The 18,764-nt window shown below is 69.6% G+C and carries 17 protein-coding genes and 2 pseudogenes; 10 read left to right on the top strand and 9 right to left on the bottom strand.

Features of this window, described 5'->3' with window-relative positions:
- Positions 1–2 precede the first annotated feature (2 nt).
- From tsaE to alr, 3 genes and pseudogenes are all read right to left on the bottom strand, one after another.
- Positions 3–530 carry a tRNA (adenosine(37)-N6)-threonylcarbamoyltransferase complex ATPase subunit type 1 TsaE gene (tsaE, locus tag BJF87_RS07140; protein ID WP_075862856.1) on the bottom strand — a complete coding sequence of 176 codons (528 nt, stop codon included), beginning with the start codon at positions 528–530 and terminating at the stop codon, positions 3–5.
- Positions 527–1,669, bottom strand: a complete 1,143-nt coding sequence (locus BJF87_RS07135) for an alpha/beta fold hydrolase (protein WP_075862855.1) — start codon at positions 1,667–1,669, stop codon at positions 527–529. The genes tsaE and BJF87_RS07135 overlap by 4 nt, the downstream gene beginning before the upstream one ends.
- A pseudogene (gene alr / locus BJF87_RS07130) lies at positions 1,666–2,822 on the bottom strand (alanine racemase). Before alr ends, BJF87_RS07135 begins: the two are co-directional and overlap by 4 nt.
- Before the next feature lie 168 nt (positions 2,823–2,990).
- Between alr and BJF87_RS07125 the strand changes: the two are divergent.
- Positions 2,991–3,440: a hypothetical protein gene (locus BJF87_RS07125; protein ID WP_006360711.1), complete on the top strand. Its 450-nt coding sequence runs from the start codon at positions 2,991–2,993 to the stop codon at positions 3,438–3,440.
- Here BJF87_RS07125 and BJF87_RS07120 read toward each other — a convergent pair.
- The 6 genes from BJF87_RS07120 to BJF87_RS07095 form a co-directional block, all read right to left on the bottom strand.
- Positions 3,397–4,854: a bifunctional ADP-dependent NAD(P)H-hydrate dehydratase/NAD(P)H-hydrate epimerase gene (locus tag BJF87_RS07120; RefSeq protein ID WP_075862854.1), complete on the bottom strand. Its 1,458-nt coding sequence runs from the start codon at positions 4,852–4,854 to the stop codon at positions 3,397–3,399. The genes BJF87_RS07125 and BJF87_RS07120 overlap by 44 nt on opposite strands.
- A gap of 10 nt (positions 4,855–4,864) precedes the next feature.
- Positions 4,865–6,727 carry a glutamine--fructose-6-phosphate transaminase (isomerizing) gene (gene glmS / locus BJF87_RS07115; RefSeq protein ID WP_006357761.1) on the bottom strand — a complete coding sequence of 621 codons (1,863 nt, stop codon included), beginning with the start codon at positions 6,725–6,727 and terminating at the stop codon, positions 4,865–4,867.
- A gap of 97 nt (positions 6,728–6,824) precedes the next feature.
- On the bottom strand, positions 6,825–7,814 hold the full coding sequence (locus BJF87_RS07110) for a dienelactone hydrolase family protein (protein ID WP_042376694.1): 990 nt from the start codon (positions 7,812–7,814) through the stop codon (positions 6,825–6,827).
- Positions 7,815–7,824: 10 nt separating this feature from the next.
- Positions 7,825–8,085: a hypothetical protein gene (locus BJF87_RS07105; protein WP_006357759.1), complete on the bottom strand. Its 261-nt coding sequence runs from the start codon at positions 8,083–8,085 to the stop codon at positions 7,825–7,827.
- Positions 8,082–9,068, bottom strand: a complete 987-nt coding sequence (locus BJF87_RS07100; RefSeq protein ID WP_075862853.1) for a hypothetical protein — start codon at positions 9,066–9,068, stop codon at positions 8,082–8,084. The genes BJF87_RS07105 and BJF87_RS07100 overlap by 4 nt, the downstream gene beginning before the upstream one ends.
- Positions 9,065–9,427, bottom strand: coding sequence for a hypothetical protein (locus BJF87_RS07095; RefSeq protein WP_006357757.1), 363 nt, complete (start codon positions 9,425–9,427; stop codon positions 9,065–9,067). Before BJF87_RS07095 ends, BJF87_RS07100 begins: the two co-directional genes overlap by 4 nt.
- A 260-nt stretch (positions 9,428–9,687) precedes the next feature.
- On the opposite strand from BJF87_RS07095, the gene BJF87_RS07090 reads away from it, so the two are divergent.
- From BJF87_RS07090 to BJF87_RS07050, 9 genes and pseudogenes are all read left to right on the top strand, one after another.
- Complete coding sequence (locus BJF87_RS07090) at positions 9,688–10,722, top strand: LLM class flavin-dependent oxidoreductase (RefSeq protein WP_006357756.1); 1,035 nt, start codon at positions 9,688–9,690, stop codon at positions 10,720–10,722.
- Positions 10,719–12,365 (top strand): long-chain fatty acid--CoA ligase, encoded by a 1,647-nt coding sequence (locus BJF87_RS07085; protein ID WP_006357755.1) that lies wholly within the window; start codon positions 10,719–10,721, stop codon positions 12,363–12,365. Before BJF87_RS07090 ends, BJF87_RS07085 begins: the two co-directional genes overlap by 4 nt.
- 10 nt (positions 12,366–12,375) lie before the next feature.
- Positions 12,376–13,551, top strand: a complete 1,176-nt coding sequence (locus tag BJF87_RS07080; RefSeq protein WP_075862852.1) for an LLM class flavin-dependent oxidoreductase — start codon at positions 12,376–12,378, stop codon at positions 13,549–13,551.
- Positions 13,532–14,332, top strand: coding sequence for an alpha/beta fold hydrolase (locus BJF87_RS07075; RefSeq protein WP_075862851.1), 801 nt, complete (start codon positions 13,532–13,534; stop codon positions 14,330–14,332). Before BJF87_RS07080 ends, BJF87_RS07075 begins: the two co-directional genes overlap by 20 nt.
- Entirely contained in the window at positions 14,329–15,060 is a 732-nt protein-coding gene (locus BJF87_RS07070) for an SDR family NAD(P)-dependent oxidoreductase (RefSeq protein ID WP_075862850.1), read from the top strand. Before BJF87_RS07075 ends, BJF87_RS07070 begins: the two co-directional genes overlap by 4 nt.
- A gap of 149 nt (positions 15,061–15,209) precedes the next feature.
- Positions 15,210–15,632 carry a nuclear transport factor 2 family protein gene (locus tag BJF87_RS07065; protein ID WP_005195822.1) on the top strand — a complete coding sequence of 141 codons (423 nt, stop codon included), beginning with the start codon at positions 15,210–15,212 and terminating at the stop codon, positions 15,630–15,632.
- An 89-nt stretch (positions 15,633–15,721) separates the two neighbouring features.
- Positions 15,722–16,813 carry an LLM class flavin-dependent oxidoreductase gene (locus BJF87_RS07060; RefSeq protein WP_006357751.1) on the top strand — a complete coding sequence of 364 codons (1,092 nt, stop codon included), beginning with the start codon at positions 15,722–15,724 and terminating at the stop codon, positions 16,811–16,813.
- 82 nt (positions 16,814–16,895) lie between these two features.
- Complete coding sequence (locus BJF87_RS07055) at positions 16,896–17,396, top strand: flavin reductase family protein (protein WP_006357750.1); 501 nt, start codon at positions 16,896–16,898, stop codon at positions 17,394–17,396.
- A pseudogene (locus BJF87_RS07050) lies at positions 17,393–18,702 on the top strand (bifunctional 3,4-dihydroxy-2-butanone-4-phosphate synthase/GTP cyclohydrolase II). Before BJF87_RS07055 ends, BJF87_RS07050 begins: the two are co-directional and overlap by 4 nt.
- Positions 18,703–18,764 lie beyond the last annotated feature (62 nt).

Below are 18,764 nucleotides of genomic sequence, written 5' to 3'. Positions count from 1 at the left end.
CCTCACCTCACCCACTCCCACTCCACATGTCGCACATCGGTGTCCACATCCCGGCGCAACCGCACCACGAGATAGCGCTGCGCCAGCCGCTCGGCCACACCCTCACCCCATTCGACCACGACGACCGCATTCGTCAGCTCCGTGTCCAGGTCCAGGGCGTCGAGCTCGTCGAGACCGCCTCGCGCCAGTCCCCCGTCCCCGTCGCCGCCTGCCAGCCCGAGCCGGTACGCGTCGACGTGAACCATCGCCGGCCCTCCGGGACGGCCCGGCCGGTGCTCGCGCGCGATGATGAAGGTCGGCGAGGTGACCCGGCCCTCGATCCCCAGACCTGCGCCGATGCCGCGCGCCAGGGCGGTCTTGCCCGCACCGAGCGGGCCGTCGAGGATCACCAGGTCGCCCGGCGACAACACGGTGGCGAGTTCGGCGCCGAACGCCTCGGTGTCGGCGACCTCCGGTAACTCGCGGGTCCCGGTGCGGTCGGTGACCGGCGTCGGGCGGGTTCCGCCGGCGTGCGGCCTCTCCGGGCTCATGCCTTCGCCCGTCGCTTCCACCAGCGACGCCGGGGCGCAGGCAGCGCGACCCGGGCGCGGTCCACGAGATCGACGATCGCGTCGCTGACCAATCGGGGTTCCTCCATCTGGACCATGTGACCGGCTCCCTTGACCACCACGAGACGAGAATCCGGGCCGAGCTGGGAGTACATGCGCACCGAGTTCGGCAGCGGCGTCAGCCGGTCCTTGTCGCCGCACACGACGGTCGTGGGCACCTGCGCCAGCACCGGAAGCGCCGTCGACTCGTCGTGGATCTCCAAGGCGTGCAAGAAGTTCACGATGGTCTCGATCGGCGTGGACTGGATCATCTTCTCCACGGCGCTACCGAGCGCCGGACTGAAGAACGCCGGGCCGAAGCTGGCCGCGACGAGCACCGGTTCGAGGGCCTGGCGGGTCAGTCCGCGGCCGGCCTGGACCAGGCGCGGTGCGCGGCGGACGCTCAGGCGGAAGGCGTCGATCACCGGATTGCCCAATCCCTCACCGAGTCCCGCCTCGGTCAGGCCCCGCGAGGCGGTCGCGACCAGGCCGACCCCCGCAACCGGTCCGGTGGACGAGAACAGCGCCGGGTGCCGGCGCGCCAGACCCATCACCGTCATGCCGCCCATCGAATGCCCCACCACCACAACGGGTCCGCTGGTCACCGTCGAGCGGATCACCGCCGCGGCGTCGTCGGCGAGTTGCGCGATCGTGCAGGTCTCGGCCGGCGCGGGATCGCTCTCGCCGTGGCCGCGGTGATCGTAGAAGACGAAGCGGTAGTTGCGGTCGGCCCACTCGGCGGCAAGCTGTTCACATTGGAAGTGCCAGCTCGCCAACCGCAGGCTGAACCCGTGCACGAAGACGATGGTGAGCTCGGGATATGCGCCGTTCGGGACGTCACCGAGGTCGATGGTCCGGACCGCGAGATCGAGGCCGTCGTCGGTGGTCACGGTCCGTGCGTGCTCGTCGTACATCGTGGTGAGGTCGATGTCGGCGTGGGGATCCGACCTGCCGACGACGCTCTTGCGCGCCATGTTGCGCGCCGCGCCGATCGCCGCCAGGCCGCCCAGTGCCGCGACACCCGCCAACCCGGCCAGCAGCCCGACGCGTTCGGAATCGTCCACCACGCTCACCCCGCTCACTCGTCGGCCACCGCGTCACCGCGGGCCGGGCCCGCGTTCAGGTAGCGCCGGACCGCACGGTTGCCGACCTGGGAGACGATCTCGTAGTCGATGGTGCCGATGGCGTCGGCCCAGTCCTTGGCCGTGACGCCGCCGCGGGCGCCGGTGCCGAAGAGTTCGACCTCGTCGCCCTCCCGCACCCCGGCCCCGTCTGGTCCGAGGTCGACGACGAACTGGTCCATGCAGATGCGCCCGATGCCGTCGAACAGGCGATCGGCGATGCGCACCCGGATGCGGCCCGACAGCAGTCGCGGCACCCCGTCGGCGTAACCGGCCGGGACGATCGCGACGACGGTGTCGTGCGGTGTGATCCAGGTGTGACTGTAGGAGACGCCCTGCCCGGCAGCGACCTTCTTGACCAGGGCCACCCGCGCCGACAGCGTCATCGCCGGGATGAGCCCGAAGTCGCCGAGTTCGGGGACCGGGGTCCGGCCGTACAGTGCGATACCGGGGCGGACGAGGTCGCGCGCCAGGTCCGGACGGGTCAGTGCCGCAGGAGAGTTCGCGATGTGCATGATCTCGGGCGCCGCGCCGAGGCGGGCGAGGTCGGCGGCCGCGGCGTCGAGCCGGGCGGCCTGCTCGCTGTTGAGGGGATGGTCGGGTTCGTCGCCGCGGGCGAGGTGACACATCACCGCGCGGACGGTGACCGCTCCCTCGGCGTGCGCCTTCGCGAGCTTCTCGGCGAAGTCGTCCCATTCGTCGACGGCGACGCCGCTCCGGTTGAGGCCGGTGTCCACCTTGGCCGTCACGCTCGCCTCGACACCGGTGGCCCGGGCGGCGGCGACCACCGCGTCGAGCTGCGCGGCGGAAGACAGGGCGATCTCGATGCGATCGGTGACGGCACCCGAGAAGTCCGCCCCCGGTGTGTGCAGCCAGGCGGTGATCGGCGCGTCGATCCCGGCGGCGCGCAGTGCGCGCGCTCGGTGATGTGCGCGACGCCCAGCTCGGCGGCACCCGCGGCGATCGCGGCCTTCGCGACCGGCACGGCGCCGTGGCCGTAGGCGTCGGCTTTCACGACCGCCATCACGGCAGCGTTCGAAGCAGTACGCAACACATCGAGGTTGTGCGCGATGGCGCCGAGGTCGACGGTCGCGGTCAGGGCAGCGGAAGTCATCGCCGACCATTCTCCCAGATCGTCACCACCGATTTGTGCGCGGCGACCCGCGGAACGCCATGACCAGCCATTTCACCCGGCCGTGTATGAGTAATCACACCGATGCGGCCGTCGCGGGGACGCGGTTGGCTGAACGACAGATGCAGCTCACCTCTTCAGAAAGCGGCCATGTACGCCACCATGAATCCCGTGTCCGGTCACCCCGACCCCGGTTTCCCCGATGACTTCGTCCCCGTGGACCCGCTCGTGTACGGTCCCGCCGATCCCGCTCTCCCCGCCGGCCGCACCCCCGGCATGCGCGAATCGGTGACGGCCTGGGTGTCGAACGGCCTCGCCTGGGTCTCCCTGTTCACCAGCGCGGTCCTGTTCTTCGTCGCGATCCTCGAGGCGCTGGGTGAGAACGACGCGGACGGCTGGGTGTTCGCGGCGATGGTCCTGTACGTGGTGGGCGTCGTCGCGACCGTCGGCGCGGTGGTCGGGCTGCTCGTCTCGTTTGTCAGACGTCTCGGCGCCGACGAGCTGCACCGGGCGGGGCCGATCGTCGATCTGGTGCTGCTCTCGATCGTCACGCTGATCAGCGTGGCGGGGTCGGCGTCTCCGCTGCTGTTCTTCCTGTAGCGAACTCGCGGATCGCCGGGCGCAGCGCGGCGAGCAGCGCGGACGCACCGATGGGGGCTCCCCGGCTCGCCAGCAGCGCGGCGTGGGCGTGGACGCGAGCCGCCCAGGCACCCGCCTCCTGAGGTGACCGGCCGGCGGCGAGCAGCGAGCCGGCGATCCCGGCGAGCACGTCGCCGGCGCCCGCGGTCGCGGCCCAGGACGATCCGGCGTCGTTGCCGGCGACCCTTCCCGACGGATCGGCGACCAGCGTGATCCGGCCCTTCAACAACACCGTGACACCCCACCGGGCGGCGAGGTCGGCGACCGCGGACACCCGATCGGCTCCCACCTCGGACCCGGTCAACCGCGCGAACTCACCCGCATGCGGGGTCAGGAGCGTCGGTGCCGCGCGACCGGCGACGAGTCCGGGTTCGTTCGAGACGATGGTGAGCGCATCGGCATCGACGAGGACCGGTAGATCGGAGTCGAGAACGGTACGCAGCAGAGCCGTCGCGGCGGCGTCGGTACCCATGCCCGGGCCCACCACCCACGCCTGGACCCGGCCGGCGTCGGCGAGGTCCGGCGCGGCGACCACCTCGGGGAAGTGCGACACCACCTCGGCGTGCGCCGAACCGACGTACCGGGTCATACCCGAGGTCGCGGTGACCGCGGCCCCGGAGGCCAGGATCGCCGCACCCGGGTAGCGGTGTGAGCCGGCGATGACCCCGACCACGCCCTGGGTGTACTTGTCGTCCGCGGGACCCGGTACGGGCCAGTCGATCTCGGCGTCGGAGTACGAGATGAGCTGTCGCACAGCTGGTTCGACGGGATCGCCGATGCCGATGTCGATGACGACCACCCGGCCGCACCGCGATGCCGCGAGAAGGTGTGCGCGACGAGGGAAGCCGAAGGTGACGGTGACATCGGCACGGACCGACGGGGTGTGCACCTCGCCGGTGTCGGCGTCGACGCCGGACGGCAGATCGACTGCGACGACAATTGTCTCGGGATCGAGGCCGGCGAAGACCGCCGCGGCGGCGGGCCGCAACGGTCCCCGGCCACCGATGCCGACGACCCCGTCGATGACGGCGTCGAGCCCGGCGGGCAACGCGTCGTCGACACGACCGCCGGCCGCCCGGAACGCCCGCAGCCCGGCCGGGTGCGCCTTGTCGGCGGCGAGCAGCACAGCGTGAGCAGCCACTCCGCGACGGGCGAGTTCGGCGGCGGCGAAGAGGGCGTCACCACCGTTGTCGCCGGCGCCGACGACGACACCCACGGACCGGCCGTAACAACCGCCGGTCCGGTTCAGCTCGCCGACGACGGCCTGCGCGACCCCATGCGCGGCACGGCGCATCAGCGTCCCGTTGGCCAGCAGGTCTCCCGACGCCCGCTCGGCGTCGCGGACCTCGTCGGCGGTCAGGTACCGGGTCGGCATGGGTGCCGGTCTATTCGACGGTCACCGATTTGGCCAGGTTGCGCGGTTTGTCGACGTCGTAACCGCGGGCCTGGGCGACGCTCGCGGCGAACACCTGCAGCGGCACCGTGGAGACCAGCGGCTGCAGGAGCGTCGGCGTCTTCGGGATCGGGATGAATTCGTCGGCGACCGCGCGGGCGGCCGCGTCGTCGGCTTCGGCGATGACGATCGTGCGCGCACCGCGGGCCTGGATCTCGCGGATGTTGCTGACCATCTTCGAATGCAGCACCGCGCGACCCTCCGGGGACGGCATCACGGTGATGACCGGCAGGCCGTCCTCGATGAGAGCGATGGGGCCGTGCTTGAGTTCACCGGCGGCAAAGCCCTCGGCATGCATGTACGCGAGCTCCTTGAGCTTCAATGCACCTTCGAGTGCCACCGGGTAGCCGACGTGGCGACCGATGAACAGCACCGTGTTGTGGTGGGACAGCGACTGGGCGAGCTCGCGGACGGGCTCCATGGTCCCGAGAACCTCGGCGACCGAATCGGCCATGGCCTCGATGGCGGCGAACTCGCGGGCCACCTCGTCGGCGTACTTGGTGCCGCGCGCCTGTGCGAGAGCCAGACCGACCAGGTACGCCGCGACGATCTGCGCGAGGAAGCACTTGGTCGACGCGACGCCGATCTCCGGACCGGCGTGGGTGTAGAGCACCGCGTCGGATTCGCGCGGGATCTGCGCACCGTTGGTGTTGCAGATGGCCAGCACGCGGGCCTTCTGGTCCTTGGCGTGCCGGACGGCCTCGAGGGTGTCGGCGGTCTCGCCCGACTGGGAGATCGCCACGACCAGCGTCGACCGGTCGAGGACCGGGTCGCGGTAGCGGAACTCGCTGGCCAGCTCGATCTCGACCGGCAGCCGCGTCCAGTGCTCGATCGCGTACTTCGCCAGCAGACCGGCGTGGTACGCCGTGCCGCAGGCGACGACGAAGACCTTGTCGACGTCGCGCAGGTCGTCGTCGGTCAGCCGCTGCTCGTCGAGCACGATGCGCCCGTTCTGCAGGTGACCGAGCAGGGTGTCGGCGATCGCGCGCGGCTGCTCGGCGATCTCCTTCAGCATGAAGAAGTCGTAGCCGCCCTTCTCGGCCGCGGCGAGATCCCAGTCGATGTGGAACGGCTTGCCCGCGCGCTCGTTCCGGTCGAAGTCGGTGATCGTGTAGGTGTCGGCGGTGATGACGACGACCTCGTCCTGGCCCAGCTCGACGGCTTCGCGGGTGTGCTCGATGAACGCGGTCACGTCGGACCCGACGAACATCTCCCCCTGACCGACGCCCACCACGAGCGGGGTCGACCGGCGGGCGGCGACGATGGTGTCCGGATGGTCGGCGTGGGTGAACACGAGGGTGAACGCACCTTCGAGCCGCCGCAGCCCCGCGTAGGCACTCGCGACGAAGTCACCGGCGGTGGGACCGAAGGTGTAGTACTTCGAGACCAGGTGGACGGCGGTCTCGGTGTCGGTCTCCGACCCGAACTCGACGCCGTCCTGCTCCAGCTCGGCCCGCAGCTCGGCGTAGTTCTCGATGATGCCGTTGTGGACGACCGCGATCTTGCCGTCATCGCTGGCATGCGGATGCGCGTTGCGGTCGGTCGGCTTGCCGTGCGTGGCCCACCGCGTGTGGCCCATGCCCGTGGTCCCCGACAGCGACTCGCGGCCGACGGTCGCGATCTGCTTCTCCAGGTTCTCCATCCGGAGGGCCTTTTTCTGGATCGCGGTGTTACCGGCGCCGTCGAGGATGGCGACGCCGGCCGAGTCGTACCCGCGGTACTCCATCCGTCGCAAAGCCTCGACGACGATGTCCAGGGCATCGCGCCGCCCCACGTATCCGACGATTCCACACATAGCTAGTCAGCGTACCTGCGTGCTGACGGAACGACGCGCCCGCGCGGGGGAACGACGCGCCCGCGCGCTGACGAACGACGTGCCACCGTGCGGGGCGTCACTCCAGGGTCTTGGGGACCACGACATTCGGTGCCGCGGCGGGTACCGGAGACGCTGCTCGACGACGCTTGCGTTCCTTGGCGCCGAGCAGTTTGGCGATGCGGTCCTGCACCTCCGGCGGGTCGTCGAGGTCGACGGCCGGCACCTTGCCGAGAACGGTGTCGGGGTCGGAGAACGCCTGGTACTCGGCGTCCTGCGTGAGCGTGTGCAGCAGGAAACCGGTGGTCAGAGCACGCACGGCGGTGTGCGTCTTCTTGTCTGCGCCGTTGCTCCCCCACAGCGCACCGATCGTCCGGTGCTCGACGAGGCCGCGCGACGTCGCGCCGGGCGGCGTGCGCAGCACCACACGACGCTCGTCGTCCGAGGTGTGGTCGGCGCCGTAGGCCTGGGCGAGCGGGAGTGCGTTGCCGTCGATCGTGTCGAGTTCGCCGATCGCGGAGACGATGAGACCGGGTGCGCTGACGCTACGTGCGGCGGGCAGGAGTCCGGCGGTGGTCGGCGCCGGGAACAGCGCGGCCACTCCTCGGACCTCCGGCTGCGGCTGACCGTGCAGGATGCCCTCCGACGCGGCGATGACCGCCGCCGACGCCCCGAACCCGTGACCGGCGAAACCCACCTTGGCCGGGTCGACGGTGATCTCACCGAAGCCCAGCCGGACCCGCGTCACGATCGACAGCGCCGAGCGCAGCTGAGCGGCCATCGCATCGTCGGAGACCAGTACGCCCCGCTGACCGGCCGGGATCGCCACCACGATGCCCCACGAGGCCAGGTGGTGGCACAGGTCGCGGTAGCGGCTCGGCGAGGACAGCCAGCCGTGGCCGAAGGCGATGGCGGGCAGTCGTTCCCCGCTCGCGGGGGTGAACACCTCACCGCGTGTACCGACGATCCCGAGATCGCCGCGCAGGACTCGGTGCGGCCCCCGACGGCCGAGCGCGGCCATCAGCTTCGCGGGCGGCTGCGATGGTTTCGAACGCTTCTTGCCTGGCACAGCAGACAGCCTATGCGTTCGGTGGCGGCAGATGCGGACTGGCGTCGGCCATGTCGGCGGGCAGCATGATGCCGGGCAGCGCATCGGCGGCGTCGGCCTCGTGCTCGAGTTGGGCACGCAGCCGGTCGGTCTCCGATTGCGCGGCGGTGCGCCGGTGTTCGGTCATCGCGAGGTCGAGATCCCGCTGAGCAGCGGAGAAACGGTGCGAGGCGTCGGCGACCTCGGCGGTGGCCGAGCGCGCGAGCGCCTCGATCTGGTCGGCGAGGCTCACTGGTCACCTGCCAGGGCCAGGTCACCCGCGGACCGCTCGGGCGTCGCGGCGGTGTCGGGATCGGTCGATGGGGTGCTGCCGCCGCGGGTGTCGGCGATGACGTGGGTCGGGGTCGGCGTTCCCCCGCCGGGACCGGCCGCCGGCCTCCCCTCGACGGCACCGGCTGCTTCGGCTCCGGGGACGCTCTGCGCGACTTCGGTTTCCACGGCCGGCGAACCGCTCAGCCGGAACGGGATGTCTTGCTGCTCCTGTTCCTCCTGCTGCTCCCCGGACTCCGGCGCCGCCAGTACCGTCTCGGTCGGCACGGCAGGCGGCTCGGCCGGAACCGGTTGCGGACGGGCCGACTCGACCGGATAGGGGTCGTCGTCGATCCCGTCGAGGGACCGGTTGAGGATGTCGAGGATCCCGGCGATCCCGCGCAGCGTTGCGTCGACCGAGGTGGTGAACAGCTCGACACGCGACCGGATGTCCTCGACCGCGACGTCGAGCGGGACAAGCCCGGTCAACACGGCCTGAGGTAGCTCGGCCGGCGGTGTTCCCGCGGCGCTCGGCGCCGACAGCCGGGCGATCGCGAGGTAGAAGGTGCGGAGCAACCGGTCGATCCCCGATGCGGCCGCGGAGGTGGCGTCGGTGACGGTGTGCAGAAGGTAGAGGTCGGATTCCGCGCGCCGCTGATGGTCGACGACCGCGCCGATCGCGAGTGACGCGGACCTGCCGTGCCAGCCGTCGAGCCGAACCCGCTGTTCGGGCAGGTGATGCAGCTGTTCGGCGACGGCTCGGTGGGCTGAGACCAGAACCTGGCTGTCCGCCGACAGCGCGGTGATGTCGAAGTCGTCCACCGCTCGGAGGCCGGCACGGACCGAGGCGTCGTCGGGGACGGGTACGCCCATCAGCCGCCCGGCCGCGAGCAGCCCGGTCAGCGCCGCGGCGCCGTCCTGCGCGTCCGTCCGCAACGCGGTCAGGGAATCCTGGCCCCTCCTCATTGCGCGGCCACCCCGGAACCCGGTGTCGGACGCGCGATCTCGCTCGCGGCCCGCGCGTCACCGTCGGCCATGGCGATCGCGGAGTCGCGCAGGTTCTGCGCGAGCACGGCCGCGGCCTGCGACTGCGTCCGGAGGCGGGCGGACAGCGTGGCGCTCATCTCGGCGTAGGTCGCGGCGGACGGCCCCAGCGACGACGCCGCGCCGGGGCCGGCATCGGTGCGCGCCCACCGGCCGAAGTCGTGCGCGGCGAGGTCGTCGGCGACGGCGTTGAGGACCAACGACGAACGCCGGTAGTAGACCGAGACCGCGGACACCTGCTCGACGTCCATCGCGATCCGGTTCGGCTCGACGCCGCCCATCTGCTCACCCCCGTTCATCCCCTGCCCCCGATCCTCCCGGTCGCGGACGATGCCTGATCGTACCCATCCGGAGTGCCGTCGTCCCGGCCCGGCGACCTGCCAACTTGGACGCGCACGAGCCGATCTCGGTTCCATCCTTCCGGTAACCGGGATCGGCGTCCTTGGGATTTCCGACAACGACCCGGTCGGCGACACCTTCCCGTCGTCACATTCTTCACCGAGAGTGACACCGACCACACCGTCGGTGAAAGGACCATGCAATGAGTACGTCGGACGTCAACTTCGGACTCTGGTACGACTTCCGCAATCCGCCCGGGAACTCGCGCGGTTTCGGCGACTTCTACCGCGCAACACTCGACCAGATCACCTGGGCGGAGTCGATCGGGATCGACTCGGTCTGGCTGACCGAGCACCACTTCATGGAGGACGGTTACACGCCGTCGCCGTTCCTGCTCGCCTCCGCGATCGGCGATCGGACGACGACGATGAAGATCGGCACCAACCTCGTCGTGTCGCCGTTGCACAACCCCATCCGCCTCGCCGAGGACTCGGCCACGCTGTCCCTGCTGACCGGGGGACGATTCTCGCTCGGTGTCGGGCAGGGATACTGGGAACCGGAGTTCGAGGCTTTCGGACGGCGCCTGATCAACCGGCCGAGCCTGCTCGAGGAAGGCGTGGAGATCGTGCGTCGCTGCTGGTCCGGATCGGCCGAACCGTTCGACGGCAAACGCCTGCGCAAGCCCGCCCTGCCCGTCACTCCCACCCCGGAGACGACGCCCGACCTCCTGGTCGGTGCAATGGCCGACCCGGCCATCGAACGGGCCGCCCGCATCGGCGACGGCTTCCTCAGCACCCAGAACGCGCACCACGCTTCGTACCTGGACGCGCTCGAACGACTCGGCCGGTCCCGTGACGAGGGCCGGATCTTCGCCGGGCAGTGGACGATCATCGCCGACGATCCCGAACGGGAATGGTCGCGTATCGGCACCCACGCGCTCTACCAGATCAACAAGTACATCGAGATGGGCGCGTTCGGTCCCATCCCGCAGTTCACCGACCCCGGCCAGCTCGTCGACGCCGGCTCGTTCACCCTCTGGGAGCCGGCCACCGCCGTCGACGAGCTCACCGCGTTGCTGACCGCCACCCCGCAGATCGAGGACGTGCACTTCTGGGCGCAGCTGCCCGGTGAGTCCATCGACAGCGGCAGCGCTCGCATCGAGCTCCTCGCCGGCAAGGTCGTTCCGGAGGTCCGGGCCCGTCTGGCCGCGCGATCGTCCGTGGAGGTCCCTGCATGAACCACGGTCCGTCGGCCCACCCGCTGCTGATCACCGACTTCCTGTACCGGGCACGAGACATGTTCGCCGACAAGGAGATCGTCGATCACGTCGACGGCGCCGAGGTCCTCCGGTACACGTACCGGGACTATGCCGACCGGGTCCTGCGGCTCGCGTCGGCCCTCGTCGCGAGCGGCATCCGGCCGGGCGACCGGGTCGGCACGCTGGCCTGGAACCATCGGCGGCACCTGGAGCTGTACCTCGCGGTGCCGCTCGCCGGAGCGGTGCTGCACACGATCAACATCCGGCTCTCCCCCGACGAGATCGCCTACATCGTCGACCACGCCGACGATGCGATGATCTTCGCCGATCCCTCGCTGGATCACCTGCTGTCCACCGCCCGCGAACGCCGTCCGGGCATGCCGGTGATCCCGATCGACACCGACGACCAGGGCGCGCCGACGGGAACGACTCTCGACTCGATGGTCGCCTCGGCGGAAGCGATCGCGGCACCGGTCGCCCGCGCGGACGACGATCTGGCCGTCCTCTGCTACACGTCGGGTACGACGGGAGCGCCGAAGGGCGTTGGATATTCCCACAAGTCCCTGTACCTGCACACCATGGCGGCCTGCCTGGCCGACGGGCACGCGATCTCCGAACGCGACCGCGCCCTGCTGGTGGTCCCGATGTTCCACGCCAACGCGTGGGGAGTCCCGTTCGCGGCCTTGATGTCCGGGGCGTCGCAGATCCTGCCCGGACCACATCCCACACCCGCGCAGATCGCCGGCATCATCGCCGCCGAGCGGGTGACCTACACCGGGATGGTGCCGACGGTGGCGGTGGACCTGCTCGCCCACGCCCAGACCGCGGGTACCGACCTGAGCAGTCTCCGCGCGCTGGTCCTGGGCGGTTCGACGCCGACCCTCGGCCTGATCCGCGACCTCGAGGCACTCGGCATCCCGGTGTTCCAGGGCTGGGGCATGACCGAGATCTCGCCGATGGCGACGTTCTCCCGTCCCCCGGCATCCACCGACGACGACCCGGAACGCCGCTGGGCGTACATCCGGAAACAGGGGCGGCTCCTGCCGGGTCTGCAGTGGAAACTCGTCGACGAGGACGGCCGGGTCATGCCCCACGACGGGATCAGTCGCGGCGAGATCCTGATCCGTGGCCCGTGGGTCGCCACCGGCTACTACCGTGCCGATCATCCGGACAAGTTCGACGACGGCTGGTTGCGCACAGGCGACATCGGCGTCGTCGACGAACACGGTTACCTGACGATCGTCGACCGCACCAAGGACCTCATCAAGTCCGGTGGCGAGTGGATCAGCTCTGTCGCGCTGGAGGAGGCGCTGATCGAACACCCCGCCGTCCATCAGGCAGCGGTGGTCTCCGTTCCGCATCCGCGCTGGCAGGAGCGTCCTGTCGCGTACGTCGTCGGCGACGAGGGCCTCGACGTGGAGGCGGTGAAGGCCGAGCTCGCCGACCGCGTCCCGCGCTGGTGGGTGCCCGAATTGATCGTCGCCGTCGATGCCCTCCCGCGGACCAGCGTCGGAAAACTCGACAAACGGCGACTCCGCGAGCAGGCGGCCGGTACACCCGACTTGTGGGAACCCACAACCGCCGCGGATTCTCCCGTTCCCGTGACGCACGCCGATTCCTAACGTCGACAGTGTGAAGTTCAGCCTGTTCTACGTGTTGGAGAGTCCGGACCGGGACTTTCGGCGGGCCTACGAGGAGATGCTCTCGCAGGTCGAGATCGCCGAGCGTCTCGGCTTCGACGGGGTCTGGCTCGCCGAACACCACGGCAGCGCCTACGGTTCGATGCCGTCGCCGCAGGTCGCGGCGGCGGCCATCGCGGCCCGCACCTCCCGGATGCGCATCGGTATCGCGGTCAGCAATCTGACGCTCGCCTGGCCGGTCCGGATCGCCGAGGACTTCGCGATGGTCGACGTGATCTCCGGCGGCCGGCTCGACTTCGGTGTCGGACGCGGCTACCAGCCCCACGAGTTCCGTGCGATGGGTGTCGCCGACAAGCAGGACGTCAGCCGTGAGGTCTTCGACGAGGCGTTCCAGATCGTCACCGGACTGTGGACCAAAGCGGTTGGCGAGCCGTACACGTTCCACGGCAGGCACTTCCACATCGACAGCGTGGACTGCCGGCCGGCACCACTCCAGCAGCCGACGCCTCCGATCTATGTGGCGTCGATCAGTCCCGAGACGTTCGACCTGGTCGCCGACCACGGACACAACATGCTCGTGACGCCGACGCTGATGACCCTGCCCGAGCTCAACGGCTTCGTCGTCGACGCCAAGCGCACGCTGATGCACCGCGGCCGCGATCCCCTCTCCCTCGACTTCCCGATGAACTGGCAGATCCATCTCGCCGAGGACGACGAGCAGGCCGTCCGCCGGGCCCGGCCGAGTCTCGAGTGGTACTTCGACAACGTCATGTCCGCCGTGCCGCAGGGTGCCGCGACCCCGGCGGGCTACGAGCGCTACGCGGCCTTGGCGGAGGCCGCGGCCGAGGGCGCGATGTCGCTGACCGGCCTGCGCGAGGGCGGCATCTGTTACGTCGGCGACCCCGACGGACTCATCCGCGAGATCGAGATCCTGCGCGAGGAAACGGGTCTCGACCATCTCATCTGCTGGATGCGGTTCGGCGGGATGCCCCACGACGACGTCGTGCGGTCGATGGAGCTCCTCGCCGAGCACGTCATCCCACGTTTCGCCGACGCCCCACCACTCGTCCCCCGTGCCCTTCGGCACGAGGAACCCACCCAGACCGACAAATATTTCGAAATCGAGTTCGACGATGAAGGAGAAGTCCATGAGCTATCTCGCGGTTGAGAACGATCGCCGGATCTACTTCGAGCACCACCGCGGGGACGCGCGTCCCATCGTGCTGATCCACGGCTGGGGCGCCAACACCCGCTGCTGGGACACCACCGCCCCCGCGCTCAAGGCCGCGGGTCACGAGGTCGTGCTCGTCGATCTGCGCGCATGTGGCCGCTCCGACAAGGACTTCGAAGACGTCTCGATCGCGGCCCTGGCCGAAGACGTGGTCAAGGTGGTCGAGCATCTCGGCCTGACCTCTCCCGTCATCAACGGTTGGTCTCTCGGCGGAGCCGTCGCCACGGCCGCCGCGGCGTCCCTCGGCTCGCGTGCCGGCGGCCTGGTCCTGACCGGTGGCGCGTCGCCGCGCTACACCGCGACCGACGACTGGCCCTATGGCGGCTCTTCCGAAGACGTCGAGGGAGTCCTCGCCGGTGCCGCCGCCAACCGCGCCGACACCTTCCGCGGCGTGGCCGGCGCGGTGTGCGCGACTCCCCCGAGTTCGGATGTCCTGGACTGGATCTGGGGGATGTTCCTGAAGATGGGCCCGGCCGGGGACGACTCGCTGCGCGACCTCGCCCGTACCGACCTGCGCAAGGAGCTTGGCGGGCTCGACATCCCGATCCTGCTCCTGCACGGCCGGGACGACGCCTTCGTCCCGTTCGCCGGGGCCGAGGCCGTCCTCGAACTCAACTCCCGTGCTCGTCTCGTCCCGTTCGACGCCTGCGGTCATGCCCCGTTCCTCGAGGACCGGGACCGCTACCTCGCCGAACTGACCGGTTTCCTGAAGTCATGAGCACCCAACCCCGGGTTTGGATCGTCACCGGCGGGTCGCGCGGCATCGGCCGGGCCGTCGTCGAGACCCTCACGGCCCGAGGCGATTCCGTCGTTTCCCTGGCGCGCGGCGTGGCGACCACGCCGTTCACCAGGCCGACACAGGTCCTGGAGCTGAAGACCGACATCACCGACTCCTCGTCGGTGGCCCGCGCACTGGCCACCGTCAAGGAGGAGTACGGCGGCGCCCACGGCCTGATCAACGTCGCCGGCGTGCACCGCGGTGGACGGGTCGACGATCTGAGTCGCGAGGACTGGGATCTTGTGCTGACCACCAATCTCACCGGCGCCTTCGAGATGTGCAAGGCCACGGTCCCGATCCTCGAACCGGGTTCGTCGATCGTGAATGTCGGTGCGGTGGTCGGCTTTCGGGGATTCCCGGGCGACGTCGCCTACGGCTCGGCGAAGGCCGGTCTCAGCGGTCTGACGCAGGTCCTCGCCGCGGAACTCGCCCCGCGCGACATCCGGGTCAACCTGGTCATCCCCGGTTTTGTGGATACCGACATGACCTCCGGACTCAGCGACCGGGCTCGGGCACGCATCGTCTCGTCCATCCCCGCCGGGCGGACCGGCCGGCCGGAGGAGATCGCGCAGGTCATCGTCGATGTCGCACTGTCCACCTACATGTACGGCGCGATCGTGCCCGTCGACGGTGGACTGATGAACACCTTCAGCGGCGGCGGCCGGTGACGTGGGGCCGGGCCGCCTCGGCCCGGTTGTGACAACCCACAAGAGGCGCGAAACACGAGGGTGACTCACGCCACACCAACCCATAACGTCGTTGTTGCACACAGTTTCTCGCCTTCCTCGGAGGGTGACGGTCAGAAGGAGGCCAATCGGTGTCAACCAGTACAGCGAGCGTCAGCACGGAGCAGCAGAACAAGGCTCTGGTCGCGGAGTTCATGGAGGTGTTCTCCCGCGGCGACGTGGACGCCATCCTGTCCTTCCTGGCGCCGACGGCCACCTGGTGGGTGGGCGGAGAGATCGACGGTATCTCCGGAACCAAGAACAAAGAGGAATTCGGCGCAATGCTGGCCGGCCTCTCCGCCACCACCAAGACCGGCGCCATCGCGCTCACCCCGCTCGCCTTCACCGCCGAGGGAGAACGCGTGGCGGTCGAGACCGAGTCGTACTCGGAGATGAACAACGGCAAGGTCTACAACAACCTCTACCACTTCGTCTTCGTGGTCCGCGACGGAAAGATCCACGAGGTCAAGGAGTTCCTGGACACCGAGCACACCCGCGCGGTCTTCCTCGGCTGAGAACTCCTCCTCGGAGTTCCCAACACCCCCGTCCCCTGATTCTCCAATCCCCTCAATCTCCAACCCAACTGAACCAAGGAGTCAATGCAATGGATGTCGGCGTACTTCTCGTCTTCCAGAACTACCACGAGAACGTGAGCGACGAAGAGGTCTTCCTGCGCGACCTCGAGCTCGGCGTACTGGCCGAGAAGGCCGGTTTCGACTCGGTCTGGTCGGCGGAGCACCACTTCGACGACTACTCGATGTGCCCGGACAACTTCGCGATCCTGTCCTACCTCGCCGGCCGCACCTCGAAGGTCAAGCTCGGCATCGGCGCTACCATCCTGCCGTGGAACGATCCGCTGCGCGTCGTGGAGAAGGCCATCATGCTGGACCAGATGTCCGGTGGCCGTGTGCTTCTCGGCATGGGCCGCGGCCTGGCGAAGATGGAGTACGAGGCCTTCGGCATCCCGATGGACGAGGCCCGCCCGCGCTTCAACGAAGCCGCCGAGATGGTGCTGCGCGGCCTCCGCACGGGCGTCGTGTCCGGCGACGGCCCGATGTACCCGCAGAAGGAGATCGCGCTGCGACCGGCCCCGAACCCGAACACCTCATGGGACGGTCGGCTTTTCGCCGCGGCGATGTCGCCCGACTCGGTTCCGGTGGTCGCCGACCTCGGCGTCCAGATGATGACCTTCATGCAGTTCCCGTTCGAGCAGCACGCCGAGGCCATCAACGGCTGGAAGCAGATGTTCCGCGACGCCCAGGGCGTCGAGCCCGGCCCGCCGGTCATCCAGGACTTCGTCATCTGTCACGAGGACGAAGAGGAAGCCCGCCGACTGGCCTACGAGCACATCAACCGCTACTTCCTGTCGGTCATCAAGCACTACGACTTCGCCGGCAAGCACTGGCGTGAGACCAAGGGCTACGAGACCTACCAGGCGGGTGCGGACATGATCCGCGAGGCCGGCATGGAGGCCGCGGCCGATGCCTACGTCGAGGCGAACATCTACGGCACGCCCGAACAGTGTGTCGAGAAGTACGCCTACCGCCACGAGCTCATCGGCGACTTCCTCCCCAACGCGGCCTTCGCCTTCGGCGGTCTGCCCTTCGACGAGGCCGAGAAGAGCCTGAAGCTCTTCGGCGAGAAGGTCGTCCCCGAGGTCCACAAGATGAAGGCCAAGGCGCCCGCGGCGGTCTGATCCGCCGAACGACATCGCTGCGGCGCCGGCCCCTTCCCCGGCGCCGCAGCGACTCCAACCCCCAGATCATGCAGGAGGATCGGTGAACGAAACCGTTCTCGACCAGGTGGCCCTCGAGTTCCGTGAGGTCATGGCCAAGGTCTGCACGCCCGTCGCGGTCATCACGGCCTTCGACGACCAGCGACCGCACGGCACCACGGTCAGCGCGTTCACGTCGCTGTCGATGGGACCGCCGATGATCCTGGTCTCCCTCGACCGCGGCTCCGACCTCCTCGCGATCATCCGCCGCACCGGACGATTCGGTGTGAACGTGCTCGCCCACGATCAGGCCGACGTCGCGATGCGGTTCGCCCGCAAGGGCGCCGACAAGTTCGACGGGGTCGACTGGTCGGACTCCGCGCAGCTCCCCCGCCTCGACGGTGCCGCAGGCTGGCTGGGCTGCACCACCGCATCCCTGGTCGACGGCGGCGATCATGTTGTCGCACTGGGCAACATCGTCGAGACCGGCGTCACCTCCACCGCACCCCTCACCTACCACGACCGGGTGTTCGGCACCCACCGAGCATTCGAGGTCGCCCGATGAACACGACGCCCCTCCCCCAGGATCCCGACGCCCCGACGCCCATCGCGACGGAGGCGTGACCCAGGCCGTCGCCCGCGCGGTCGCGGCCGTTGCCGCAGGCGGTTTCGTCGTCGTGGTCGACGACGACGACCGCGAGAACGAGGGCGACCTCATCTGCTCGGCGTCGTCGATCACCGACGAACAGATGGCGTTCCTGATCCGCCACACCACCGGCATCATCTGTGCCCCCATGACCGCCGACCGAGCCCGCCGGCTCGAGCTGCCGCAGATGGTCGAGGACAACCGGGACGCGCACGGCACCGCCTTCACCGTCACCGTGGACCACAAGGACGCCGGCACCGGGGTCTCCGCGCACGACCGAGCCCTGACCGTCCGGGCCCTCGCCTCCGACGGCACCGCGGCCGGCGAACTGCGTCGCCCCGGACACGTCTTCCCGCTGCAGGCGCGTGACGGCGGGGTCCTCACCCGCGCCGGTCACACCGAGGCCGCCGTCGACCTGGTCACCCTGGCCGGTGCCGGCGAGGTCGGGGTCATCGGTGAGATCATCGCCGACGACGGGTCGATGCGGCGTGGCGACGACCTCCTCGCGTTCGCCGAACATCACGGACTGCCCGTGCTGCGGATCGCCGACCTCGTGGCCCACCGGACCGCCGCCGGTTCGTTCGTCCACCAGATGGCCACCGCCGCGATGCCGACCCTGTTCGGCGACTTCCGCGCGGTCGCCTACCGCTCGGACATCGACGACACCGAACACCTCGCCCTCGTCATGGGCGACGTGGCCGCCGCCGGGGCCACCGCCGAGGGCGCCCTGGTCCGCGTGCACAGCGAATGCCTGACCGGCGACATCGTCGGGTCGCTGCGCTGCGACTGCGGAGCGCAACTCGAGCAGGCGCTGTCGGCCATCGCGGCGGAGGGCTGCGGAGCGGTCGTCTACCTGCGCGGACACGAGGGCCGCGGGATCGGACTCGGTCACAAGATCCGCGCCTATGCACTCCAGGAGCAGGGCCTCGACACCGTCGACGCCAACACCGCACTCGGACTCCCGGTGGATTCGCGCACCTACGGCACCGGCGCCGCGATCCTGAAAGACCTGGGCATCCGCCGCGTCCGCCTGATCACCAACAACCCCGCGAAGTACGGCGGACTCGGTGGCCACGACCTCGACATCGTCGGGCGCGTCGGCCTGCCGACCGTCTCCACCCCCCACAACGTCCGGTACCTCCGCACCAAGAAGGAGCGGATGGGCCACGTGCTGTCGGGCGACACCGTCGTGCGAGAGGCGCCGACCGGGACGACAGGTGCATGAATCACCTCACACGACATTGCTACTGTGAGGTTCATCATGATCTGTCGGTGAGGAGGCCGTGC

It is taken from the genome of Gordonia sp. CNJ-863 (genome assembly GCF_001942325.1).
GTDB classification, from domain to species: Bacteria; Actinomycetota; Actinomycetes; order Mycobacteriales; family Mycobacteriaceae; genus Gordonia; species Gordonia alkanivorans.
This window is presented reverse-complemented; position numbering and strand designations above follow the sequence as displayed.